General features: G+C 62.9%; 22 protein-coding genes and 1 pseudogene. 14 read left to right on the top strand and 9 right to left on the bottom strand.

Annotated elements, in window-relative coordinates; translation table 11 throughout:
• Positions 1-2: 2 nt before the first annotated feature.
• Both ABRP87_RS06105 and ABRP87_RS06100 read right to left on the bottom strand, forming a co-directional pair.
• Positions 3-638, bottom strand: coding sequence for a response regulator (locus ABRP87_RS06105; RefSeq protein ID WP_349868063.1), 636 nt, complete (start codon positions 636-638; stop codon positions 3-5).
• Entirely contained in the window at positions 635-1,831 is a 1,197-nt protein-coding gene (locus ABRP87_RS06100; RefSeq protein ID WP_349868062.1) for a sensor histidine kinase, read from the bottom strand. The genes ABRP87_RS06105 and ABRP87_RS06100 overlap by 4 nt, the downstream gene beginning before the upstream one ends.
• A 112-nt stretch (positions 1,832-1,943) precedes the next feature.
• Here ABRP87_RS06100 and ABRP87_RS06095 point away from each other — a divergent pair, with 112 nt between their 5' ends.
• The 6 genes and pseudogenes from ABRP87_RS06095 (at position 1,944) to ABRP87_RS06070 (ending at position 9,641) form a co-directional block, all read left to right on the top strand.
• Complete coding sequence (locus tag ABRP87_RS06095) at positions 1,944-2,549, top strand: ABC transporter ATP-binding protein (RefSeq protein WP_349868061.1); 606 nt, start codon at positions 1,944-1,946, stop codon at positions 2,547-2,549.
• Complete coding sequence (locus ABRP87_RS06090) at positions 2,533-3,795, top strand: FtsX-like permease family protein (RefSeq protein ID WP_349868060.1); 1,263 nt, start codon at positions 2,533-2,535, stop codon at positions 3,793-3,795. Before ABRP87_RS06095 ends, ABRP87_RS06090 begins: the two co-directional genes overlap by 17 nt.
• Before the next feature lie 45 nt (positions 3,796-3,840).
• The gene (locus ABRP87_RS06085; protein WP_349868059.1) at positions 3,841-5,097 is read left to right on the top strand and encodes an ATP-binding protein; all 1,257 of its coding nucleotides are present in this window, start codon (positions 3,841-3,843) and stop codon (positions 5,095-5,097) included.
• 175 nt (positions 5,098-5,272) lie between these two features.
• Positions 5,273-5,566 carry a co-chaperone GroES gene (groES, locus tag ABRP87_RS06080; protein ID WP_005277188.1) on the top strand — a complete coding sequence of 98 codons (294 nt, stop codon included), beginning with the start codon at positions 5,273-5,275 and terminating at the stop codon, positions 5,564-5,566.
• A 9-nt stretch (positions 5,567-5,575) separates the two neighbouring features.
• Positions 5,576-7,195 carry a chaperonin GroEL gene (groL, locus tag ABRP87_RS06075; protein ID WP_349852230.1) on the top strand — a complete coding sequence of 540 codons (1,620 nt, stop codon included), beginning with the start codon at positions 5,576-5,578 and terminating at the stop codon, positions 7,193-7,195.
• A gap of 80 nt (positions 7,196-7,275) precedes the next feature.
• Positions 7,276-9,641 (top strand): annotated as a pseudogene (locus ABRP87_RS06070) (AAA family ATPase).
• Positions 9,642-9,694: 53 nt separating this feature from the next.
• On the opposite strand, the gene ABRP87_RS06065 reads toward ABRP87_RS06070, so the two are convergent.
• On the bottom strand, positions 9,695-9,991 hold the full coding sequence (locus ABRP87_RS06065) for a WhiB family transcriptional regulator (RefSeq protein WP_349852226.1): 297 nt from the start codon (positions 9,989-9,991) through the stop codon (positions 9,695-9,697).
• A gap of 433 nt (positions 9,992-10,424) precedes the next feature.
• On the opposite strand from ABRP87_RS06065, the gene ABRP87_RS06060 reads away from it, so the two are divergent.
• A complete protein-coding gene (locus ABRP87_RS06060; protein ID WP_349868058.1) occupies positions 10,425-10,997 on the top strand; it encodes a sigma-70 family RNA polymerase sigma factor in 573 nt (190 codons plus the stop codon).
• A gap of 65 nt (positions 10,998-11,062) precedes the next feature.
• Positions 11,063-11,821 (top strand): hypothetical protein, encoded by a 759-nt coding sequence (locus ABRP87_RS06055; RefSeq protein ID WP_349868057.1) that lies wholly within the window; start codon positions 11,063-11,065, stop codon positions 11,819-11,821.
• A gap of 19 nt (positions 11,822-11,840) precedes the next feature.
• On the opposite strand, the gene ABRP87_RS06050 is transcribed toward ABRP87_RS06055, so the two are convergent.
• Positions 11,841-12,212: a DUF5319 domain-containing protein gene (locus ABRP87_RS06050; RefSeq protein WP_349852222.1), complete on the bottom strand. Its 372-nt coding sequence runs from the start codon at positions 12,210-12,212 to the stop codon at positions 11,841-11,843.
• 120 nt (positions 12,213-12,332) lie between these two features.
• Here ABRP87_RS06050 and guaB point away from each other — a divergent pair, with 120 nt between their 5' ends.
• The 3 genes from guaB (at position 12,333) to guaA (ending at position 16,802) form a co-directional block, all read left to right on the top strand.
• On the top strand, positions 12,333-13,853 hold the full coding sequence (guaB, locus tag ABRP87_RS06045) for an IMP dehydrogenase (protein ID WP_284809101.1): 1,521 nt from the start codon (positions 12,333-12,335) through the stop codon (positions 13,851-13,853).
• Positions 13,854-13,860: 7 nt separating this feature from the next.
• Positions 13,861-15,012: a GuaB3 family IMP dehydrogenase-related protein gene (locus tag ABRP87_RS06040; RefSeq protein WP_023025290.1), complete on the top strand. Its 1,152-nt coding sequence runs from the start codon at positions 13,861-13,863 to the stop codon at positions 15,010-15,012.
• Positions 15,013-15,227: 215 nt separating this feature from the next.
• Positions 15,228-16,802, top strand: coding sequence for a glutamine-hydrolyzing GMP synthase (guaA, locus tag ABRP87_RS06035; RefSeq protein WP_023025292.1), 1,575 nt, complete (start codon positions 15,228-15,230; stop codon positions 16,800-16,802).
• A 63-nt stretch (positions 16,803-16,865) separates the two neighbouring features.
• On the opposite strand, the gene ABRP87_RS06030 is transcribed toward guaA, so the two are convergent.
• Positions 16,866-17,930, bottom strand: coding sequence for an HNH endonuclease signature motif containing protein (locus ABRP87_RS06030; RefSeq protein ID WP_349868056.1), 1,065 nt, complete (start codon positions 17,928-17,930; stop codon positions 16,866-16,868).
• Positions 17,931-18,067: 137 nt separating this feature from the next.
• Positions 18,068-18,487 (bottom strand): hypothetical protein, encoded by a 420-nt coding sequence (locus tag ABRP87_RS06025; RefSeq protein WP_005277210.1) that lies wholly within the window; start codon positions 18,485-18,487, stop codon positions 18,068-18,070.
• A gap of 64 nt (positions 18,488-18,551) precedes the next feature.
• Here ABRP87_RS06025 and imuA' point away from each other — a divergent pair, with 64 nt between their 5' ends.
• Entirely contained in the window at positions 18,552-19,214 is a 663-nt protein-coding gene (gene imuA', locus ABRP87_RS06020) for a DnaE2-dependent mutagenesis accessory factor ImuA' (RefSeq protein ID WP_502879288.1), read from the top strand.
• Positions 19,211-20,743: a DNA polymerase Y family protein gene (locus ABRP87_RS06015; RefSeq protein WP_349868054.1), complete on the top strand. Its 1,533-nt coding sequence runs from the start codon at positions 19,211-19,213 to the stop codon at positions 20,741-20,743. Before imuA' ends, ABRP87_RS06015 begins: the two co-directional genes overlap by 4 nt.
• Here ABRP87_RS06015 and ABRP87_RS06010 read toward each other — a convergent pair.
• Complete coding sequence (locus ABRP87_RS06010; RefSeq protein WP_023025301.1) at positions 20,740-21,297, bottom strand: AMIN-like domain-containing (lipo)protein; 558 nt, start codon at positions 21,295-21,297, stop codon at positions 20,740-20,742. The genes ABRP87_RS06015 and ABRP87_RS06010 overlap by 4 nt on opposite strands.
• A gap of 110 nt (positions 21,298-21,407) precedes the next feature.
• Here ABRP87_RS06010 and ABRP87_RS06005 point away from each other — a divergent pair, with 110 nt between their 5' ends.
• Positions 21,408-22,280 (top strand): ferredoxin family protein, encoded by an 873-nt coding sequence (locus ABRP87_RS06005; protein WP_023025303.1) that lies wholly within the window; start codon positions 21,408-21,410, stop codon positions 22,278-22,280.
• On the opposite strand, the gene ABRP87_RS06000 is transcribed toward ABRP87_RS06005, so the two are convergent.
• Complete coding sequence (locus ABRP87_RS06000) at positions 22,267-22,947, bottom strand: methionine ABC transporter permease (RefSeq protein WP_005277229.1); 681 nt, start codon at positions 22,945-22,947, stop codon at positions 22,267-22,269. The two genes, ABRP87_RS06005 and ABRP87_RS06000, sit on opposite strands and share 14 nt — an antisense overlap.
• Positions 22,944-23,981: a methionine ABC transporter ATP-binding protein gene (locus ABRP87_RS05995; RefSeq protein ID WP_023016794.1), complete on the bottom strand. Its 1,038-nt coding sequence runs from the start codon at positions 23,979-23,981 to the stop codon at positions 22,944-22,946. Before ABRP87_RS05995 ends, ABRP87_RS06000 begins: the two co-directional genes overlap by 4 nt.
• Between the last annotated feature and the right edge of the window lie 70 nt (positions 23,982-24,051).

Below are 24,051 nucleotides of genomic sequence, written 5' to 3'. Positions count from 1 at the left end.
CTTTAACGCTCGGTGTGGCGCAGCCACATCAGCACGGCCTTGACGCGGCGATTGGCGTCTTCGGGCCGAAACCCGAGCTTGAGAAAAACATTGGAGACGTGCTTGCTTACCGCCCCAGCGGTTAAGACCAGCTTGTCTTCGATTTCTTGGTTGCTCAATCCCTGCGCCATAAGGCCCAAAACCTCGCGCTCGCGGGCGGTTAATTGGCTCAGCCCCGTGCGCCGCGCGGAGAGCAGGGCGGTAACCACTTCTGGATCGACCACGGTGCCACCGCCCGCCACTTCTTCCAGGGTGCGCACAAATTCGTCCACATCGGATACGCGCTCCTTGAGCAGGTAGCCGAATCCGCCGTGCTCTAAAAGCCGGTCCAAGTAGCTTGCCGCCACGTATTGGCTGAGCACTACCACCGGCTGCGACGGATCTGCTGCACGCACATCGTGCACCGCGCGCAGCCCATCATCGCTCATGGTGGGCGGCATGCGGACATCGCTAATGATCAGATCGAAGTCATCGCTGCCTGCGCAGGCGCGCAATTCTTCCGCATCGTTGACGGCGGTCACGCTATGGCCCAGTGCCGCCAAAAGCTGTTCCAGCCCGGCGCGCAAAAGGGCAGAATCTTCTGCCCATAAGAGTTTCATCGGGCCTCCTCTAGCGGTAGTGACATGGTTAAGGTCGCTCCTTGTCCTTCTTCATGCGCGGGGGAGAAGTCGACGCTGCCGCCGAGCGCTGCGGCTCGCTCGCGCAGCCCGGCCAGCCCAGTGCCCGCGGTTGCACCGGTGGTCTTTGCGGTAGTCGATTCGCCACCCGTATCGGTGCGGGTACCAGCGTCGACCCGGGAGTGCGCGGGGTCGGACGCGCTAGGGCCTACTCCTGTAGAGAAGCCACCGGAGCCGTTATCGCGGATGCTGAGGTGAAGATCGTCGCCAAAAGAGATGGACACGGTGGCGGCGGTGGCCGCGCCGTGGGTTGAGGCGTTGGTCAGCGCCTCTGCTACCGCGTGGTAGGCCAGTAGCGCCGTCGTTTCCCCAATCGATCGTTCCGCGCCTTCGACGTGCAGTTCCGCGTCGAGCCCGCTGTGGGCCAAGAGCTCATCGAGGGCGGGGATGAGGCCGTCATCGAAAAGCACCTGTGGCGCAATGCCGCGCACGGTAGCGCGCAGGGCGGATAGGGCTTGGGTGGCGTTATGTTCGGCATCGGCAAGCGCCTGTTGAGCCTCGGGCGGGGACTGGAGTTTGGCCGCTGCCAGGTTGAGCTTGAGCGCGGTCAGGTACTGCTGGGGGCCATCGTGGAGCTCGCGTTCGATGCGGCGGCGCTCGCCCGAAAAGGCATCAATAAGCGTGGCGCGCGAGGCCGCCAACTCCTCCGCGGAGGGGCTCAGCGCGAGCCGGGTGAGGGAAATAGAGGCCTTGACCAGCAGGCGGTTGAGCACCACCAGTAGGACGAAGAGCACGGCGGCCGCGAGCCAGCACACGACAAAAATCAATGGGCGATTATCGGTGGTCCACTCGCCGGCATTGAACTCGGCCTGCGGAATAAACGGCGCGATGACCAGTACGCCCGCGACAAAACCGACAGAGACCCAGTTGACAAAGCAGGCCACGCAAATAAGAAGCTGTAGTAAAAGGTGATAAAACTGCTGCCAATCAAACCATCTGTTGGCCCGCCGCGGGGGAATATCAACGCCCATCCACTTCGCGCCAATGCGGCCGATAAACTCTGCGGCGCGGGCTACCAGCGGAATCCACGGCAGCATGAGCACCGAAATCACGAGTCCCGGAAGGGCGAGTATTCCGAGGACGAGGCTCCACCCATTGGCCTTGACAGTTCGCATATTCGTTCAGCCTAGCCGCCGCGCCGGGGTGGTGGCAGTAGAGCTAGCCCCACCATTTTTTGGGCAGCCTTCCCCATCGCGCGTGCGGGGCACGGCCGGTGGAATGGAGGGCATGTTGAAAGCACAGAATCTGAGCAAGCGCTACGGCAGCCATACCGCACTCGCCGAGGTGGACCTAAGCATCGAGCCGGGGGAATTTGTCGCGATTATGGGGCCATCCGGAAGCGGCAAGACAACGCTGTTGAACCTGCTATCCGGGCTGGATAAGCCCAGTTCCGGCACGGTCAACGCACCGGGCCGCACAGAGCGCGCCTTCGTATTCCAGGACTATAACCTGCTGGAATCGCTGAACGCCCGCAAAAATGCCACGTTGACCGCGCACTTTTCTGGTCGGCGTTGCAGCCGCGACGCGGTGCAGAAAACCTTCGCGTCTTTGGGGCTTGACGGACTGGAGCGCCGCTTGCCCGCGCAGCTGTCCGGCGGTCAGCAGCAGCGCGTCGCCGTCGCCCGCGCCTTGCTGGCCGGTGCGTCGTATATCTTCGCCGATGAGCCTACGGGCGCGCTTGACGATGCCACCGCCCAACTCGTCCTCACCCACCTCCGCACCGCCGCACGGGGCGGGGCCGCGGTGGTCATGGTGACCCACTCGCACCTCGCCGCGGAGGCCGCCGACCGCATTATCGAGCTCCAGGAGGCCAACCATGCTGGTGTGGCTTAAGGACTTACAAAGCAATTGGCTCTCATGGCTTGCCGTTGCTTTGACCATGGTGGTCTCATCGGCTTCTTGCGCGCTGGCGGTATCGATGCTGGTGGCCACCTCGGACGCGGACGATGATCCCACGGGGCCTCTCGGCGGCACCGTGCTGGGCATGGCGGTCTGCACAGTGGTGTTGATCACGCTGTCGCAGATGCGGCTGATTATTGAAGAACGCGAACCCGTGTACCGCTCGTGGCGCATGATCGGCATGCCTGGGTGGATGATCAATAGCTTCATCGTGGGGCAGGTCAGTGCCGTGAGCGCTATCGCGGCATTCATCGGGACCTTCCCGGCGCGCCTATTGGTCGACCCTATGACCGCGGCCTTTCGCAGCGACGGGATTCCCATGCCGGAGTTGGCCATTACCCCGTTGGTCATCCGCATCGCTGTATTTGTCTGCGTGGCATCGGCGGTCTGCGGTGCCCTCATACCGCTGCGCCGGGTCTTTCGCCCACGGGTGGAATCGCACCCGGTGTGGGTGGTGGTGCGCTGCCTTGTGGCCGCAGGCTTGGTAGGCGGTGCTGTGTACGGTTGCCTGCAGATAGAGGAGCCGGCCGATAGCATCGCCGCTTCCATGGGGCTGGTCATCCTGGTGGCATTCATGACGCCATGGCTCATGCCCGCCGTGGACCAATGGACGCGACTATGCGGCATCGCCGGGGCCAATGTGCGGGTGCGCCGCCGCTTTTCCGTGCCCCATATCGTCCCGTGGGTGCTGTTTGGTGGCTTGATTGTCGCGGTCGGCTCGGGGATAAGGATGTTCAAAAGTAGTATGGGCGACTTAGACACCTTGTCATCGGGGCAGGTCTTCGCGGCGTTTCTCGGCCCAGTCGTGGCCCCAAGCATCGTTGGTGCGGTGTTGACTTCACTCATTATGCGCTCGCGCATCGCCAGCGATGTTCGCGGACTGCGGTTGGCCGGTGCCTCGCCAGCAGCGTGGGTGCGGGTGCAGGTGGGCGAGGCCTTCTGCCTGACTATTACTGCTGCGGCCATAGTCATCACCTTGAGCGCAACGGTGGTCGCGCTGCTCAACCACCTGCTGCAGACCGATTCTCATTCCGGGATGAGCGCCCTATGGGAGGGCTTCGCCGGGGTGTGGTGGGCGCCATTCGGCCTAATTTTTGGCGCCATGTTTCTTGCGCTGTGCGCCGTCAAGCTCATTCTCGCGGGATTCTTGCGCTCAACCGCCCAGATCCGCACAAACTGATGGATGGATCGCCGATATTCTGATGGGTAGAACGCGCTCAAACTGATGGATGGGGTTAAAATGACTGGTCAAGACGGCTATGTTTATCTCCCGAGAGTAGAGGACTCGCGGCTTCATGAAGCCCTGCAGCGATCTGGTGGAGTGTTGATAGAAGGCCCAAAGGGCTGTGGGAAATCCGCGACCGCTCGGCAAATTGCGGGCAGTCTTGTCCAGGTGGATACGGATTTAAACCTCGACATGCAGCTCAGCACCGTCCCGGATTTGGCGTTGGAGGGGGATACGCCGCGAGTTTTTGATGAGTGGCAAGAAAAACCGCAGTTGTGGAACTTGGTGCGGCATGAGATTGACCGTCGGCAAGCGCCTGGGCAGTTCATTCTTACTGGGTCGACTGCGCCAATGGAGGAACAATCCAGGCACTCGGGTGCGGGGCGTATAGCCAGGCTGCGGATGAAGACCTTCAGTTTTTATGAGTCGGGGCATTCTAATGGCGCAGTATCATTAGCCGAATTGGTAGCTCAGGAACCCCCGCAGTCGAATGGGGAAACGGTCGTGAATGTTGCAGGGATTATCGAGCGCATGGCGCACGGAGGCTGGCCCGCAAACCGGAATTATTCCGTCGAGGCGGCGCAAGAGAACCTGCGCAGTTATATCGATACTGTGGCCCACGTGGATATCACCGCCGCCGATGGTGTGCGAAGGGATCCGGTAAAGGTAACGACCCTTATTCGTTCGCTTGCCCGTGGGGTAGCCACAGAACAGTCCATTTCTTCTATTGCTACTGATATTGGCGCGCAAAGGGCTACGGTCAGCGAGTACCTTGCTGCGTTGCAGCGCATCTTCATCGTGGAAGAACAGCTGGCGTGGTCGTCTCATCTGCGCTCGCGGGCTAGCCTGCGAACGGCACCGAAGAGGCATCTGGCGGATCCGGCGTTGGCCGCTGCTGCCGTGGACGCGTCCCCAGACAAGTTGCTGCGCAACCTTTCCTTTGCCGGGCAGCTTTTTGAATCCCAAGTTGTCCATGACTTGGCAGTGTTAAGCGGGAAGCGTGTTTTCCATGCCCGTGATGCCTCTGGGCTGAAAGTGGATGCGGTATTTGAGCTGGCGGGCAGGACCGTTTTCGTAGAAATTAAATTGGGGCAAAGCCAAGAGATCATTGAGAAGGCGGTAAGCAATTTGCAGGCCTTCGCAGAACGCTTTGAATGGGAGGTCCCGCCGGTCTTAATGATCGTGACGGGAGGAAACCTGAGCTTTCGGCATCCGAGCGGGGTACACGTGGTGTCCCTGACACACTTGGCGCCGTAGCGCGGCCCAGCAACGGGGGTCGCGTCGTTGTTGAGGGTTAGCAGTCACGAGGGTAGAGTGCTAATCAGGTTGTTTGACCCACAGTTGTTCACCCGCGACGACGGCTGTGCTGGACATCCACAACCGGCACGCGCGCGCCATTGAGCGCGCAAACGAACAATACGGAGGAAACATCATGGCAACTATTAAGCCGCTTGAGGACCGCGTCCTCGTACAGATCGTAGAAGCAGAATCCACCACCGCATCCGGCCTGGTTATCCCGGACTCCGCAAAGGAAAAGCCGCAGGAAGCAACCGTTATCGCCGTCGGCCCGGGCCGCTGGGAAGACGACGATGACCGCATCCCCATGGACGTTAAGGAAGGCGACACCGTTGTCTTCTCCCGCTACGGCGGCACCGAGCTGAAGTACGACGGTGAAGAGTACTTGCTGCTGAGCCAGCGCGACATCCTCGCCATCATCGAGAAGTAGGAACTACTTATGGCAAAGCTTATTGCATTCGACCAAGAAGCCCGCGAGGGAATTCAGCGCGGCGTCGATACGCTGGCTGATGCCGTCAAGGTCACCCTCGGCCCGCGCGGCCGCAACGTCGTATTGTCCAAGGCCTTCGGTGGCCCGACCGTTACCAATGACGGCGTGACCATCGCCCGCGATATCGACGTCGAGGAGCCCTTCGAGAACCTCGGCGCGCAGCTGGTCAAGTCCGTTGCGGTCAAGACCAACGACATCGCCGGCGACGGCACCACCACCGCGACCTTGCTGGCCCAGGCGCTCATCTTTGAGGGCCTGCGCAACGTTGCAGCCGGCGCTAACCCGATTGAGCTCAACCGCGGCATCTCCGCGGCGGCGGAAAAGGCCGTCGAGGAGCTCAAGGCACGCGCCACTCCGGTTAACTCTGCTTCCGAAATCGCGCAGGTAGCCACCGTGTCCTCCCGCGATCCGGAGGTCGGAGAGATGGTTGCCGGCGCCATGGAAAAGGTGGGCAAGGACGGCGTTGTTACCGTCGAGGAGTCCCAGACCATGGACTCCACCGTGGATGTCACCGAAGGTATTTCCTTTGACAAGGGCTACCTTTCCCCGTACTTCGCTACGGAGGAAGAGACCAACCACGCCGTGCTTGACGATGCCGCCATTTTGCTCGTCCGCAACAAGATTTCTTCCCTGCCGGACTTCTTGCCGCTGCTGGAAAAGATTGCGGAAACCAACCGCCCGACCCTCATCATTGCGGAAGACGTCGAGGGCGAGCCGCTGCAGGCACTCGTGGTCAACTCCATCCGCAAGGTCCTGAAGGTCGCCGCCGTAAAGGCACCGTACTTTGGCGAGCGCCGCAAGGGCTTCATGGATGATTTGGCCGTGGTTACCGGTGCCACCGTGGTGGACCCTGAGGTGGGCGTCAACCTGAACGAGGTCGGCCTTGAGGTGCTGGGTTCCGCGCGCCGCGTGACCATCACCAAGGAAGACACCGTGCTTGTCGATGGCGGCGGCAGCGCCGCAGCCCTCGATGAACGCCGTGAACAGATCCGCGGCGAAATCGCCCGTACCGATTCCACCTGGGATAAGGAGAAGCTCGAGGAGCGCTTGGCCAAGCTCTCCGGCGGCGTCGCCGTTATCCGCGTCGGTGCCGCAACCGAGACCGAGGTCAACGAGCGCAAGCTGCGCGTCGAGGACGCCATCAACGCCGCCCGTGCGGCCGTAGAAGAAGGCGTCATCGCCGGCGGCGGTTCCGTGCTGGTGCAGATCTCTAAGGAACTCGAGTCCTTTGCCCAGGACTTCGAGGGCGAGGCTAAGGTCGGCGTGCTCGCCGTTGCCCGTGCTCTGACCCGCCCGGCATTCTGGATCGCAGAAAACGCAGGCCTCGATGGTTCTGTCATCGTCTCCCGCGTATCTGAGATGGCCAACGGTGAAGGCTTTAACGCCAACTCCCTGGAGTACGGCAACCTCATCGATAACGGCATCATCGATCCCGTGAAGGTCACCCACTCCGCAGTGGTCAATGCCACCTCCGTTGCCCGCATGGTTCTTACCACCGAGGCATCCGTCGTGGAAAAGCCGCAGGAAGAAGACAACGCTGAGGCCGGTCACGGCCATCACCACCACTAATTCCTGCGCTATAGCCCAGAGCCCGCCGCACCTTCTCCCGCCAAGTCAGGGGAGGGCACGGCGGGGCTTTTGGTTTAGACTTGAAGCTCGTGGAGAGCATTATTATTACCGGCGCGCGGGAAAATAACCTGCGCGATGTTTCGGTGGACATCCCCAAGCGCAAGCTGACCATTTTTACCGGCGTTTCCGGTTCCGGTAAATCTTCGCTCGTTTTCGATACCGTTGCGGCGGAATCGCAACGCTTGGTCAATGAAACCTATCCCGGCTTCGTCCAAGGCTTTATGCCGTCGCTGGCCCGCCCGGATGTGGATAGCTTGGCTCACCTCACCGCCGCCATCGTGGTGGGGCAGGAACCCATGGCGGCCTCGTCGCGTTCCACCTTTGGCACCGCCACCGATATCACCGGCCTTGTGCGCGTGCTGTTCTCGCGCGCCGCGTCCCCGCGCGTCGGCGGCCCCGCGGCCTATTCTTTCAACGTTCCCTCCGCCTCTGGCCAGGGTGCGATCGAGGTCAACGGCACCAAGGAGGTTCGCCGCTTCGAACGCACCGGCGGCATGTGCCCCAAGTGTGAGGGCACGGGGCAGGTATCCGATATCGATTTATCCTGCTTGGTTGATGAGGAGCTTTCGCTTGCCGATGGCGCCATTATCTATCCCGGCATGAAGCCCGGCTCCTGGATGTGGCGCGCTTACGCCGAATCCGGCCTGTACCCCGATGACGTCCCGGTGCGCGAGTTCAGTAAAGAGCAAAAGCACAACCTGTATTTCACCGAGACCAAGACCAAGGTCGGCGGCGTCAACATGAGCTATATGGGCCTTGCCACGCGCTTGCGCACCAACGTATTGAGCAAGCCGGTCGAAAGCCTGCAAAAGCACATGCGCGCCTTCGTCGAGCAGGCCGTAGTCTTCGTGGATTGCCCTGAGTGCGCCGGCACCCGGCTGGCGCCCCATGCCCGCGAGTCCTATATCGCCGGGGCGTCCATCGCCGATGTCTGCGAGATGGAGCTGACAGACCTTTACGGCTGGCTTACCCAGCTCGATCTTCCTTCCGCCCAGCCGCTGGTAGATGCTATTTCTGCCGCCGTCGACACCGCCATCGAGCTGGGCCTAGGCTATCTCACCTTATCGCGCGCCACCGGGACCCTGTCCGGCGGTGAAGCCCAGCGCACCCGCATGGTGCGCCACATGGGCTCGCCGCTCAGCGATGTCACCTATGTCTTCGACGAGCCCACCGCCGGCCTGCATCCGCACGATTGCGAGCGCATCAATAACCTGCTGCTGCGGCTGCGCGATAAGGGAAATACCATCCTCGTGGTCGAGCACAACCCGTCCACCATCGCCATCGCGGATCGCGTTGTCGATCTCGGGCCCGGTGCGGGCGCCGAAGGCGGCACCATCGTATTCGAGGGAACCCCTGCGCAGCTGCGGCGCAGCGGCACCATAACCGCGCAGTACCTCGCGGATCCCGCCACGTTGAAAGAATCGGTGCGCGAATCCACAAGGCGCTTGCCATCCGCGGCGCGCAGCGCAATAACCTCCAAGGAATCGATGTCGATATTCCGGAGGGAGTGCTCACCGTCATCGCCGGGGTGGCCGGCTCCGGCAAGTCCTCGCTGGCCGCGTGCCTGCCAGAGGTAGCAGGAGACAGGCTCTTGCACATTGGGCAAAGTGTCATTAAGGGATCGCGCCGGTCCAACGCAGCGACCTATACCGGTGCGCTTGACCCCATCCGCAAGGCCTTTGCCAAGGCCAATGGAGTAAAATCCGGCCTCTTCTCCGCCAATTCCGAAGGCGCGTGCCCGAAGTGTAATGGCGCGGGCGTGGTGTATGTGGAACTCGGCGTCATGGACGGCGTGGATGTTCCCTGCGAAATCTGCCAGGGTCGGCGTTTTTCCGCCGACGTGCTGGAGTACCGCTTGGGCGAGCTTAATATTGCCGATGTCCTCGAACTGTCTGCCTCCCGCGCCGCCGACTATTTGCGCAGCGTCAAAGTGCCCGCCGCCGCCAAGATTTGTGACACGCTCGTTGCTGCCGGCGTGGGGTATTTAAGCCTTGGCCAGCCACTATCGACGCTGTCCGGCGGCGAGCGCCAGCGCCTTAAATTGGCCGCGCACCTTGCCGATAAAAAGTCCACCGCAGACGTCATCGTGCTAGACGAGCCAACCACGGGCCTGCACCCCGCCGATACCGAGCGCACCCTGCAGTTGCTGGATCAGCTTGCCGATGCCGGCAATACCGTCATCTGCATCGACCACAACCTCGCCGTGCTCGCGCACGCGGATCACGTCATCGAGCTCGGGCCAGGTGCCGGTTCTGCTGGTGGCCGCCTTGTCTTCAGCGGCACGCCCCAGGACTTAGCGGGCTTAAAGGAGTCCCTCACGGGGCGTTATTTGCGGGAAGTGCTAGCCGCGGAAGGCCAATTCGAAGCACCGCACTTCCGCGCGTGATCCCGCCCGCACGCGCCTGCTGTGAAAGCGGTGTGAGAGCTTTGCGCGCTGGATTAGGCGTTGACCGTCGCACGGCGGCGCTTGCGCAGCACCACGACGCGCTCGGATTCGCTCATGCCGCCCCATACGCCATATGGTTCTGCCGATCGCAGGGCGTGTTCGCGGCAGAGCTCGATAACTGGGCAGGAATTGCAAATGGCCTTGGCACGATTTTCGCGCTGGGCGCGGGCGCGGCCACGCTCTCCGTCTGGATGGTAAAACACGTCCGAGTTTTCACCGCGGCACGCACCTTGCAACTGCCAATCCCATACATCTGCAGTAGGTCCGAGAGGAGACTTGGACTGAGACACGTTACTTACGCTCCTTTAACAGGACGAGAATTCTTACTCTGGCGGCTGGTGGAGAGTCATCCGCGAACCGCAACGATTTGTAGTGTGTCGCGTCTTGGTAAACAGAGGGTTACTAGTATTTGACTTCCAAGTATTGCCTCCATTTATGTGACTCGTTAACACCCTTTTACCTGCAATAATGGCTAAGGTTAACGAATTATGAATTTTCCTCTTTCTATGATGCAGATGGCATAAAGCCTGGTGTAGAGCCAAGACAACCGCCGACACAGGCTTTATTGCGGTGCTTTTCCTACTGGGGCATCGCCAAGCAAAAGCGTTGCCCGGTTGTCGGGTTGCAAGCTTGCTGATGCGTAGCGTCGTTGTCCCTTTGCGCTCAATACCCCAGAGGAAATATGGTTGAATATCGATTTAAAAGTCTGCAGAGGGTGCACTCGTGAGCGATAAGGATAAAGAGCTAGCGGATCTCGTTCCGCTGGCCGCTGGTGGAAGCCGCCGCGCACTGCAATCTATCCTGCAAATTATTCATCCGCAGGTGCTGCGCTATTGTCGTGCGCGCATCGGTGGCGGGCGCCAGCCCACCGCGGAGGACGTGACCCAAGAAATCTGCCTCGTCGTCGCCACATCTATCGAATCCTATGAAGATAAGGGCCGACCCTTCATGGCCTATGTCTACGGCATCGCTTTTAATAAGGTCACCGATGCCCACCGCGCCATGGGCCGCGATCGCTCCACGCCCGCCGAGGAGCTTCCAGAAAGCACCGCAAACGAGGCGACTCCCGAGGAATGGGCGCTAGAAAATGATGGTAGTAACAGAATGCGCGCCTTGCTCGATACCTTAAGTGACAAGGCAAAAAACATCGTTATTTTGCGCGTGTTCGTTGGGCTTTCGGCAGAAGAAACCGCCGATATCGTGGGGTCCACCCCGGGTGCGGTTCGCGTCGCACAGCACCGAGCTCTCGCACAATTGCGAAAGGCCCTTGGGCAACAATTAGCCACCGAGGGCTAAAGCCACAACCCCCGCTCTAGAGACACGCGTAAACCTTAAGAAAGGAAGGAGGGACAGAAACCATCATGGCTTCCAAACACTCCAAAAAGACTAACGATGACCTGACGGAGCAGCTCCAGCCCTTGGTAGATGATGATGCATTCCTCACCGAGCTGTCGCAGGGCAAGGATCCCTCCAACGGCGGCGATGAGCTAGCCGGGCTGTTGCTGGGGCTGAAGGGGGACATCGATAAGCAGATGCCGCCAGCCCCTCGCGTGGACGGGGCAGAGGAAGAATCGGAAGTCATCAGCCTCGATAAGGCGCGGTCTCGCCGACGCAATCGCCCCGTGATGCATGGACTTATCGGCGCGGCCGCCGCCACAGTCATCCTCGCCGGTGCGGGCGGGGTCATGGTTAATTCTGGCGTATTTGATAGGCCGGATGAGACCCGCAATGTGGAGTTGGCCGGCACCTTAGATGAGATGGAATCCCGCGCGGCAGAGGGAGATTTCGAAGGTGCGCGCGAGCTTATGAAAGAAGCCCGTTCCAAGCTCGAAGAGGCTGAAGACAAAGAAGAAAATGCCATCGCCGCCAAGGAGGAAGCCGAAAAGAAGCGTCCTGCCCGCCCGAAGACGACAACCGTGACGGAAACCGCCACCGAGACCGCGCCGGGCCAAAAGCCGCAGGACAAGCCTGAACCAGCGCCACAAACCGTTACGAAAACGCAGTACGAGACCTCAACCGTGGTGGTAACGGAGCAGGCGCCAGCGAATCCGCAGCCGGAGACGCGCGAGCCCGAAGAAGCACCCACCACAACCATTCAGTTGGGGGCGGGCGCCGAGTAGCGAGGGCAGTGCTACAACCCTAGCGGCCCTCGAGGCCGTCCAAGTAGCCCAGCGCGTAGTCCCACGGCACGTAGCGGCGCGGGTCGGGTTCTGCTCCAGGCTCGTGCACTGGGGCGAGCTCGCCTGCCAGCGTGGCGCGCATATTGGCGGCCATAATATCCCACTCGTAGAAGTGGTTTTCCTGGCAGTCTTCACACAAGAAGAAGATGCCATCGATCCCGCGCGGGCCGAGCACACTTGCGAATTTCTCTACCAGGGCGAGATCGTGGATGAGGGCGACGCGGTCTTCATCGGAAAGCGGCATGACCTGCTCGTCCTCCTCCAGGAAGGAGGCGGGGTCATTCGGATCGTCTGCAAAAGGATCGCGGGGCATATTGGCGAAGAAGTTCACGCCTGCGAGCCTATTGAACTTGCCCGCTTAAGGCAATTAACCCCTAGCCTGAATGGTGTCATTGGCCGGGCACGCACTACAGTTGGGGTAGCCGCTGAACCTGTTTAAGGAGATACCTCGATGAGCGATTACCCTATTCACACTGGTGGAGATGACCCGAACAAGGTAGCCCTGCGCGGCTTGACCTTTGATGACGTGCTTCTTTTGCCCGCCGAGTCCAATATCGTGCCCTCCGAGGTCGATACCGGCGCGCAATTTACCCGCAATATTCGCCTGGGCGTGCCGCTGGCATCCGCGGCGATGGATACCGTGACCGAGGCCCGCATGGCCATCGCCATGGCGCGCCAGGGCGGCATTGGCGTGCTGCACCGCAACCTGTCTGCGGAAGCGCAGGCCGAGCAGGTAGAAATCGTCAAGCGCTCCGAGTCCGGCATGGTCACGGACCCGGTCACCGCCCGCCCCGAGATGACTATTGGCGAGGTCGACGCCCTGTGCGCCCGCTTCCGCATTTCCGGCCTGCCGGTCGTGGATAAGGACGGCACCTTGCTGGGCATTTGCACCAATCGCGATATGCGTTTCGAGCCGGACTTTGATCGCAAGGTCAGCGATGTCATGACCGCGATGCCGCTCGTCGTCGCGCGCGAGGGCGTGTCCAAGGAGGAGGCCTTGGAGCTACTGTCGGCCAATAAGGTAGAAAAGCTGCCGATCGTTGATGCCAATAACAAGCTCATTGGCCTTATTACCGTCAAGGACTTCGTCAAATCCGAGCAGTACCCCAACGCCTCCAAGGATGCTTCCGGCCGCTTGCTGGTTGCCGCGGGCATTGGTACCGGCGAGGAGTCCTATCAGCGCGCCGCCGCGCTTGTCGATGCCGGCGTTGACGCCCTCGTCGTCGACTCCGCCCACGCCCACAACAACCGCGTGCTCGAGATGGTCTCCCGCGTGAAGAAGGACTTTGGCGACAAGGTCGATGTCATCGGCGGCAACCTCGCCACCCGCGAGGCCGCCCAGGCGATGATCGACGCCGGCGCGGATGCCATCAAGGTTGGCATCGGCCCGGGCTCCATCTGCACCACCCGCGTCGTCGCTGGCGTCGGCGCGCCGCAGATCACCGCGCTGATGGAAGCCGCAGCCGTCGCCGCCCCCGCGGGCGTGCCGGTCATCGGCGATGGCGGCATGCAGTACTCCGGTGACATCGCCAAGGCGCTGGCCGCCGGTGCCGATACCGTCATGCTGGGCTCTATGTTCGCCGGCACCACCGAGGCGCCCGGTGACATCGTGGTGTACCAGGGCAAGCAGTACAAGCGCTACCGCGGCATGGGCTCCATGGGCGCCATGCAGGGTCGCGGGCTTTCCGGCGAAAAGCGCTCCTACTCCAAGGACCGCTACTTCCAGGCCGACGTACGCAGCGAGGACAAGCTGGTGCCAGAAGGCGTGGAGGGGCGCGTGCCCTTCCGCGGCGAGATCGATGCCATCGTGCACCAAATCATCGGCGGCCTGCGCGCGGCCATGGGCTACACCGGCTCGGCCACCCTAGATGAGCTCAAGACCAAGCGATTTGTCCAGATCACCGCCGCGGGCCTGAAGGAATCCCACCCGCACCACCTGCAGCAAATCGCCGAAGCCCCGAACTACCGCTAGGACAAACATGCGTGAATACGCCGAAATCGGCATCGGCCGCGAGGCCCGCCGCACCTTTGATTTAGACCAGGTCTCCATCGTTCCCCAGCGCCGCACGCGCTCGTCCAAGGACGTGGATACCACCTGGAATATCGATGCCTATACCTTCGATACCCCCTTCGTTTCGCACCCCACCGATGCGCTCGCCACGCCCGAGTTCGTCATCGAGATGGGCAAGCAGGGCGGGCTCGGCGTCATCAACGCCGAAGGGTTGTGGGGCCGCCACGAGGACCTTGAGGGTGCCTTGGCGCGCATCTATTCCCAGCCGGGCGATAATTCCACCATTCAGGAATTGCACGCCGCCCCGCTTGACGATGCCCTCCTTGCCTCCCGCATTGCCCAAGTGCGCGAGTCCGGTGTGACCGTCGCCGTGCGCGTCTCGCCCCAAAACGCCCGCGAGATGGCGCCCAAGGCTATCGCCGCTGGGGCCGAGTTACTGTTCATCCAGGGCACGCTGGTGTCCGCGGAGCACGTCGCCACCGGCGGCGAGCCGCTGAACCTGAAGGAATTTATCGGCTCGCTCGAAGTGCCCGTCATCGCCGGTGGCGTGGCCGACTACACCACGGCGCTGCACCTGATGCGCACCGGGGCGGCCGGCGTCATCGTGGGCGCGGGCGTGACGACCAACGCGGAAACCGTCGGCATCGATACCGCCATGGCCACCGCCATTGCCGATGCCGCCGCTGCCCGCCGCGACTACCTCGACGAGACCGAAGGCCGCTACGTGCACATCATTGCGGATGCGGAATTCGACAACTCCGGGACCATCGCCAAGGCCTTTGCCTGCGGTGCCGATAGCGTCGCGCTCGGCCCCCTTCTTGCCCAGGCCCGAGAGGCAGGCGGTAGGGGATGGTACTGGCCGGCTACCGCAGGCCATCCGCGGTTCCCGCGCGGATACGCGCAGTTCGCGGGCGTCGATACCGACCTCGATGTGGATTTTCTTGCCGCAGGCGACGCCGCACCCGCGGCTGCGCCGAGCCTGGAAACCGTGCTGCACGGCCCATCCAGCGAACCATTCGGACGCACCAACCTCGTGGGTGCGCTGCGGCGTGCCCTCGCAAAGTGTGGGTACACCGACCTGAAGTCGTTCCAGAAGGTCGAGCTCGCGGTTCGCTATTAAGTAGCGCGCTGCGTGCGGCGCGCCTCGCATCGTGCGGGCCCGCGCCGCGCTGCTGCTCCCCCGAATTGCTGCGCCCCTCGCAGCTCACTCCCGCGTCCCCTTGCATGGCCCGAGTCACTTGTGCAGCCAGCGCCCCACGGTGCGAAAGCCGCCGCAATGCCCCACATGGGCAAGCGCTTCCTGGGCCGCGGGGCCTATGGGTTAGACTATGGGGCGTGACTAAGCCAAATACTACCCCGCGCCCAGTCCTCGTCGTGGACTTTGGCGCTCAGTACGCGCAGCTCATTGCCCGCCGCGTGCGCGAGGCCAAAATCTACTCCGAGGTTGTTTCCAACTCCGCCTCCATCGAGGAAATCAAAGCCAAGGACCCCGCCGCGCTCATTTTGTCCGGCGGCCCGTCGTCCGTCTATGCCGACGGCGCCCCAGCGCTCAAACCTGAGCTGCTAGAGCTTGGCGTTCCGGTCTTCGGCATTTGCTACGGCTTCCAGGCCATGAACCACATCCTCGGCGGTACCGTATCGTCTACCGGTGAGCGTGAATATGGCCGCACCGATATCGACGTCAAGGGCGGCATCCTGCACGAGGGCCTCGAGCCCACGCACAAGGTATGGATGTCCCACGGCGACGCCGTCTCCGCCGCCCCCGAGGGCTTCGACGTAACCGCAACCTCCGCCGGCGCCCCAGTCGCCGCGATGGAGTGCCCGGCCAAGCAGATGGCCGGCGTGCAGTACCACCCCGAGGTGTTGCACTCGCCACACGGCCAAGAAGTGCTCACCCGCTTCCTCACGGAGATCGCCGGTCTGGAGCAGAACTGGACCGCCGATAATATCGCCGAGCAGCTCATCGCGGATATCCGCGCCCAAGTAGGCGAGGAAGGCCGCGCTATTTGTGGCCTGTCTGGCGGCGTGGACTCTGCCGTGGCTGCGGCCTTGGTGCAGCGCGCCATCGGTGATCGCCTGACCTGTGTCTTCGTCGACCACGGCCTGCTGCGCGCGGGCGAGCGCGAGCAGGTTGAAACTGACTTCGTGGCCTCGACCGGCGCCAAGCTGGTTACCGCCGACGAGCGTTCGGCCTTCCTCAAGAAGCTGGCGGGCGTTAGCGACCCAGAGGAAAAGCGCAAGGCCATCGGCGCGGAGTTCATCCGCTCCTTCGAGCGCGCCGTGGCCGGCGTGCTTGCCGATGCCCCCGCCGGCTCCACCGTCGACTACCTCGTCCAAGGCACCTTGTACCCGGACGTCGTCGAATCCGGCGGCGGCGACGGCACCGCCAATATTAAGTCGCACCACAACGTCGGCGGCCTGCCGGATGACGTCGAGTTCGAGCTCGTGGAGCCGCTGCGCCTGCTCTTTAAGGACGAGGTGCGCGCGGTGGGCCGCGAGTTGGGCCTGCCGGAAGAGATCGTCGGCCGCCAGCCCTTCCCGGGCCCGGGCCTAGGCATCCGCATCATCGGCGAGGTTACCGAGGATCGCCTCGAGACCCTGCGCCAAGCGGATCTGATTGCCCGCACCGAGCTGACCAACGCCGGCTTGGACGAGCAGATTTGGCAGTGCCCAGTCGTGCTGCTTGCCGATGTCCGCTCCGTCGGCGTCCAAGGCGATGGCCGCACCTACGGCCACCCCATTGTGCTGCGCCCGGTATCTTCCGAGGACGCCATGACCGCGGACTGGACCCGCTTGCCCTATGACGTGCTAGAGAAGATCTCCACCCGCATCACCAACGAGGTTAAAGACGTCAACCGCGTGGTCTTGGATTGCACCTCCAAGCCACCGGGAACCATCGAGTGGGAGTAAAACCCACAAAACGGCATGCGTAGAAGGCGCTCAGTACTTGAGCGCCTTTTCGCATACCTGCGGCTAGTTGCGGGGTGTCACCGGTGGCCGCCAGACGATGCGACCGCCCACCCTTTCTAGCCGCCCGCGCCGGGGCGGGGCATTGGGATCGTCGTCGTTGATGCCGTTGTGGTAAGCACAGCACACGACGAGGTTGTTCATATTGGTCTCCCCACCGCGGCTCCAGGCGGTGAGGTGGTGGATCTGGGATAAATCGGCCGGCTGATTGCATCCGGGCCAGGCGCAGCGCGGATTTTCCGCGGCCGCCATCATCCTCTGCTTATCGGTGGCCACGCGTGCCGTACGGTAGAGGTTGACCGGCCCTTCCACCGGATGCACGAGGGTGACATAGCCCGTTTCACCGTCACCGCTGCCGCTGCCGCTGGGGCCGGGGGCGGAAAAGCCGGCATCGTTAAGCACGCGGCGCAGGTACTCGGTACCGGACATGGTCGCACCATTGGTGAGATCGAGCTGCACGTCGTCGCCGTGGCCATCGCGAATGCGAATGAATTTCTCTAGCGGCACGACGGCGTTAGTGACCACCGTGGAGCGCGCGGCGCTGCCGGCACCGAAGAAGATATCTTCCACCGCCTGCAGCGGCTTTTTATCGGTGGCCGTAATCGCGCCCTGCAGATCCGCAATGAAGCGGGAGGTACCCGTAATGGCGAGCGTCCAGTAATCATTGGGGCGCCGGTAGGTGCGCACGCCGGGGCTGACCGTGGACTTTTTCATTTCGCGCACCCGGCGCCGGGCGTGTTTGATAATGGCGCTCATCTCCGCGGACATCGCACAGCATTCCGCGCGCAGCTCCCACGCCTGCTTCTTGCTGGGCGCGCGGTTAACCACGCGCTCGATGCCGGCGAGGAGGGCAATGGGGTGGGAGTTGGCGCGGGCATCGGCAATGGCGCGGCGCTGCATCCGGCTAAAGGCGGTGCGGCCGTAGTAGCTGTCGCACAAAAGGAGCAGGTCGGCGGCGATGGCATCGGGCGCGCCGCGCTCCATGAGCTCAGACCCAGATAGACCGCGGCACGCGGCGATGATATCCATGCCGGGCGCGAGGGCGGTGAGGTAGGTCTCGAGTGCGTTCATGCCGCCTACGCTAGGGCGGTGTTAGCCCGCGCTCAATTGCTAGGGCAACCGCAAGGGGACAAACTGTGGATAACCCGGATCCGCAGCGCAAAAACCAGGGAAAATCCTGTGGATAACTCCCCGCAGTGTCGCATAGGTTAGACAAAGGCCAGCCGGCGCGTGCCATCCACGTGGGGGAAGGCGATAAAACTGATGCATGAGACCGCAACCCACACCAGCGCCGAGCCCCACGCGGGCAGGCCTAGGATGGGCGCGAGCATGATGAGGAGCCATAGAATCATCAGCGGTACTAGCTGCGCGATGGTGGGGATGAGATCGGCGTCGTGCCGGTCGGCATAGGAGCGCATCTCGCGGCGGTAGGGGTGGGCAAAGACCAAGACGAATGCTGCCACGAGGCAGACCGCGGCCCCAGATAGGGTGGCGAAGAAATGGGTGCGGGTGGTCAGCAGCGCGACGGTGGCGCCGAGCAGGATGGAGGAGCCGAGGCGCACCCACGGCGGGGTGGGGATGGGGGTTGGATTCTCGCGCATAGCACCGTAGGCCTCATTCAGGTTCATGCGCTTAAGACTACCATTCGAACATACAGTTGCATGTGTCCGGTTGAGGGTTCATACTGTGTGGGTGAGTCAAACGAACGTTCGCCTAGAAAAAGCGGTGGCGGGGCTGGATAGGCCTGACCGCGTTGCGGTGCTGCGCGCCCGCATGCAGGCGATGGAGCAGGAGGATGAAGACGAGCTGGTAGACACCCTTCCTCAGCTGGCGCGGCTACTTCCCGCAGGTGGGCTCGCCCGGCGGAAGGTGGTCTCGTGCGCGGAGTGTCCCGCGCTCGTGGTGGAGCTCATCTGCCATCTTACGGCCCGCGGGGGCCATGTGGGGATAGTAGGGTGGCCGGATCTTTCTCTCGCACAAGTTGCCGAAATGGGGCAGCTCAACAACGTGGTCACCGTCCCCGATCCGGGCCTGGAGGGGTGGGCGGTAACCAGCGTGCTGGCAGAGGGGATGGACCTTATCATCCACCATGGCCCGCCCGGCGAGCTGAGCCCGGCGAAGGCGCGGCCGGTGTGGGCGAAGATCCGCGGCGGGCAGGCCGCGGTGCTGACCGTGGGCGCGCGGCTGCCGGGCACCGCGGTGCGCATTGGGGCGGAGGTGAGTACGTATCGGGGCATCGGCAAGGGCAGCGGGCGCATCCGCGGCGTGGATATCGATCTTGCGGTGGACTCGAAAAAGGGCACGGCGCGCGGAAGCCTCACCATGGGTGAACCCCGTAGATTGGAGGCTGTATGAGGGTGGCTGCGGTGTGGTTTCCGGATTGGCCCATTCAGGCGGTTGCGCAGGCGGGGCCGGTGCTGGTTGCACGCAATCATGCGGTGCTGGTCTGCGATAGTGCGGCGCGCCGGGCCGGCATTCGGCGCGGGATGCGCCTGCGCCAGGCCCAAGCGATTTGCCCTGAGGTAAAGGTGGTGGAGGCGAACCCGGATAGGGACGGCGCGGCCTTCGCGGAGATTGCGGCGGGCTTGGACGCCGTGGCCTCGTCCGTAGAGGTGCTGCGCCCCGGCCTGGCCATCGTGGACGCGGGCGCGGCGCTGCGCTATCACGGGCCGGAGGCGCTGGAGATGCTTGCCGATGCCACCGCGCACGCCGGTTTTGATTCCACCCTCGGCGTGGCAGACGAGATTGCCACGGCCATCATCGCGGCCCGGCATCGCGGGGTAGGCGCGGTGGTGCCGGAGGGCGGGTCTCGAGACTTCTTGGCTGCTCAGCCCGTGAGTGTTTTAGCCGCGGAGGCCGCGCTGGGGTTTTCTGCGGAGTTTGTGGCCCAGCTGCAGAAATTGGGCGTGCGCCGGCTGGGTGATGTGGCGGCGCTGCCGTTTAAGCAGGTGGTTACCCGGTTTGGGCAGCAGGGCAAGCGCGCGCACGAGGTGGCGCACGCGCGGGCGGACCAACGCGTGTCCCCGGAAATGGCGCGGCCCGATCTGTCCGTGAGCAGCGAGCAATCCATCGAGCGCGTGGATGTGGCGGCATTCGTGGCCCGGCAATTGGCCGCGCAGCTGCACGTGCGGTTGGCGGAGGCGGAAGTGGTGTGCATGCGCCTGCGCGTGGTGGCGGAGCTGGCCACTGGTGAAACTGTGGCCCGGGTATGGCGCACGCACGAGGCGCTCACGGAGCAGGCGACCGCGGACCGGGTGCGCTGGCAGCTGGATGGGTGGCTTACGGCGGCGCGGTCGAGCGGCAAGGACGGCGCCGCGATCGTGCGGCTGGTGCTCGAACCGGTGGAGGTGGCTAGGCCGCAGGCCGATGGCCTCTGGGGCGGGGATGCCTCACAGGAACAGGTCAAGCGGGTAATTTCGCGCGTGCAATCGCAGCTGGGCATAGATCGCGTCTTGCAGCCGCGGGCCGCCGGTGGCCGTGGGGTGGCCGAGCGCATCGAGTACGTTCCCTACGGGGAGCAGCGCGATGCCACGCCACAAGGCAGCTGGCCAGGCAGGATCCCCGCGCCGCTTCCCGCGCGCCTAGGCGGCGGGCCGAACCATCCGGCCGCGCGCATTCGGCTTATCGATGCCGCCGCGCGGGACGTCATCGTCACCGCCGAGGCCCTCCTATCCTCTGTGCCCGTGGCGCTCGGGTGGGGCGCGCACCGCTACCGCGTCATTGGCTGGGCTGGCCCGTGGCCGGTGGATACGCAGTGGTGGACCGAAAAGCCACAGCACGCGGCGCGGCTACAAATTGTGGGCCAAGCTGAGCGGGAGCAACGCCAGCGCGCCTGGCTCTTGGTGTGGTCAGAGGGGCGCTGGCGCGTGGAGGCGACGTATTAGGAGCGAATATCTACCACGAGGCGCGTGGGATTTTCTAGCACCTGTACGGAATAAGGCTTGCGCTGGTTCATGCCGATGACAAACTGGCTGCGGCCCTCATAGGTGCGGCCGTTGACCACTTGGGTAATAACGCCACCGGCGGGGGCGTCGACGACGCCGATGCGCGGCTCGTCGATGCCGGCCTCAAACGGATAGACCACGCCGTCGATATTGACATTGAGCGCGGTATCGCCGGCGTAGTTAATGGGTTGGCCAGAGCCTTGCTGCTTGGGATTATCGGCGTAATCCACGAACCATCCTGGGGAACCCTCGCCCTCGAGCTCGAAAACGGCGCGCTCGAAACCATCGTGCTGGCCCACGCGCACCTTGGTCACCACGAGTTCTGAGGGGGCCTCAGGGCGCAGCGTTTTCATGCTCATATCCGCCTCACCCAGAGGGTTGATGTGCGAGTTTCCCACAGAGGCCGCCATGGTGGTGTCATCCGCTGATTCGGTGCTGCAGCCGGTGAGGAAGGCTGCGGCGGCAAGCAGGAGTGAGAGGCGGGCTTTATACATGACCACTAGAGTATAATTTCTAGTAATTACTGCCTAGCGTTGGGGGCAGATCTTGACCGAATTGTTGCCAAATATGTGAGCTGAGTTGCAGACAGGTTAGGCTAGGGTACATGACCGATTTCTGTTCAGATTACCAGGTGGAACCGCTGCCCGGCACGGCGAAAAAAGAGTCCGTGTTTGTCCTCTTTGAGTGGCCCGGCGGCTGGTCGCGCGATGTGCTTGATGGCGATACTTTTGGCCCGGAGCTCACGGCCGAGCTGAAGGAAAAGCTCAAGGGTCAGGCCGGGCTGCAATTGATTCGCCGCCCCGGCCGCGATGGCCGCCAAATCGGCACCATGCACCGGTGCTACCTGGTGTGGGCCGAGCAGGGCGTGATGGAATTGGTCCTTTTGACCGGCCCGGAAAAGATCCTGGATTTGGATCTCACCGCGCCGGGCCGCAATGGGGGAGGAATCCTCGATACGCCGCTGGTTTTGGTGTGCACCCATGCTAAGCGCGATAAGTGCTGCGCCGTGAAGGGCCGGCCGCTCGCCGCGGAGCTGGTGGAGGATTACCCGGATTTGGTGTGGGAGACCTCGCACACGAAGGGGCACCGCTTCGCGCCCTCGGTCATGCTCATGCCCTGGGGGTATTCCTTTGGCCGGATGAATAAGGAAGCCGCCGCGCAGATGATTGCGGCGGCGGCGGAAGGAAAGTATTTCTACCCGGTCAATCGCGGGCGCGGCATCTTCGGCCCGCGCGGCCAGGTGGCGGAGTTGGCAGTAGCGCGCGAGCTTATCGATGCCTCCGAGGATCTCTACTACGGCCAGCTCCACGCAGAAGACGCGAAGCAGGGCACGGTGGTCACGCATGCCGATGGCCGGCGGTGGAGCGTGGCACTCGAGCAGCGCGCCGTGGAAGGAGTGGTCTCGTCCTGCGGCGACGCGCCCAAGACCGGCAAGGCGCTTGTGGCCACGGGCGTGGAGCTTATTAGCGGCGCATAACCTTGGAGGAGAGCCAGTTGCCAAAGAACTGCGCGGCCTGCACCAGCACGATGATAATAAGCGTGGCCACGACGGTAACTTCCCATTCGAAGGCGCGGTAGCCGTAGACGATGGCGAAGTCACCCAGTCCGCCGCCGCCGACGTAGCCGGCCATGGCGGACATATCCACGATGGCGATAAACAGGAAGGTATAGCCCAGAATCAGCGGGCCGAGGGCCTCCGGGATGATCACGGAGGTAATGATCTTCCACGGCGATGCACCCATGGCGCGGGCGGCCTCGATAACGCCTGGGTCGATGGCCACGAGGTTTTGTTCCACCACGCGCGCCACGGAGAACGTGGCGGCGATGACCATCACGAAGGTGGCCGGTTCGCGGCCGATGGACCCGCCCATCACGGCGACGGTGAGCGGCTGCGCAAACGCCAGCAAAATAATAAACGGGATGGGGCGAACGAAGTTCACCAGCAGGTTGACCACCAGGTAGACGGCCTTATTTTGCAGGATGCCGCCCGGGCGGGCGGTGTAGAGCAAAATGCCGAGCCCTAGGCCCAGAATGCCGGCGACGACGAGGGTGGTCGAGACCATGATGAGGGTGTCGACGATGGCATCGACAAGCGATCCGCCTAAGCGGTCCCAGTCGGCGGCGGCGAGATAGTTGACGTTCATCGTTCAATCTCCTCAATTTGAGTGGTGGCAGATAGGGCGCGGTAGAACTCTTCGATGGCGGCATCGTCGCCGCTCAAGCGCACGGTGAGCTTGCCAAAGGAGTGCTGCTGCAAGGTGGTAATACCGCCGTGGACGACGGCGATGGATACGCCAGCATCCTTCAGCTTGGCCGCGGCGCCGAAAAAGCCCGATTCCTCGGTCAGGTTGATGGTAAACAGGCGGCCTTCGTGGGCGAGCAGGTCATCGGTTTCCACCACGTCGGGCTCATTGCGCAGCGATGTGGCGACGAACTTGGCGGCCACGGCGGTCTGGGGATTGGAAAAGACCTGGTAGACACTGCCTTGTTCCACGACGTGGCCATTTTCCATCACCGCAACCTTATCCGCGATGGAGCGCACGACCTCCATTTCGTGGGTGATGACCACGATGGTGATGCCGAGCTCCTTATTTACCCGGCGCAGCAGGTCAAGGACTTCCTGCGTGGTGGTGGGGTCGAGGGCGGACGTGGCTTCGTCGGCAAGCAGCAGCGACGGATTCGTGGCCAGGGCGCGCGCGATGCCCACGCGCTGCTTCTGGCCGCCGGAAAGCTGCTCCGGGTAGCTTTTCCCCTTATCTCCCAGGCCAACAAAATCCAGCAGCTCCTGCACGCGCTGTTGGCGCTCGCGCTTGCCGATGCCCTGCAGCTGCAGCGGGTACTCAATATTGCCCGCCGCAGTGCGGGAGTTCATGAGGTTAAACTGCTGGAAGATCATGCCGATATTGCGGCGGATGCCGCGCAGCTTCTTTTCGGACATGCCGACGATATTCTGGCCATCGAGCAGCAATTCGCCGGAGGTGGGCGTATCCAGGCCGTTGATCATGCGGACCAGGGTGGATTTGCCGGCGCCGGAGTAGCCGATGATGCCGATGATTTCGCCGGAATCGACGGTCAAGGAGACATCGTCAAGAGCTTTGACCTTGGCCTTTTTCTGCTGGAAGACCTTGGTGATATTGCGGAACTCGATGCGAGTGCCGTTCTGGGTGGAATCTGCCACGGGTTGCGTCCTTAGTGAGGAAGTGCCAAACCCCGCCGGGGTGAAAACCGGCGGGGTAGAAGGCAAGGGT

It is taken from the genome of Corynebacterium sp. KPL2830, from assembly GCF_040225635.1.
Lineage (GTDB): Bacteria > Actinomycetota > Actinomycetes > Mycobacteriales > Mycobacteriaceae > Corynebacterium.
The sequence above is the reverse complement of the archived record's forward strand: the minus strand, read 5'-3'. Positions and strand labels throughout refer to the sequence as shown.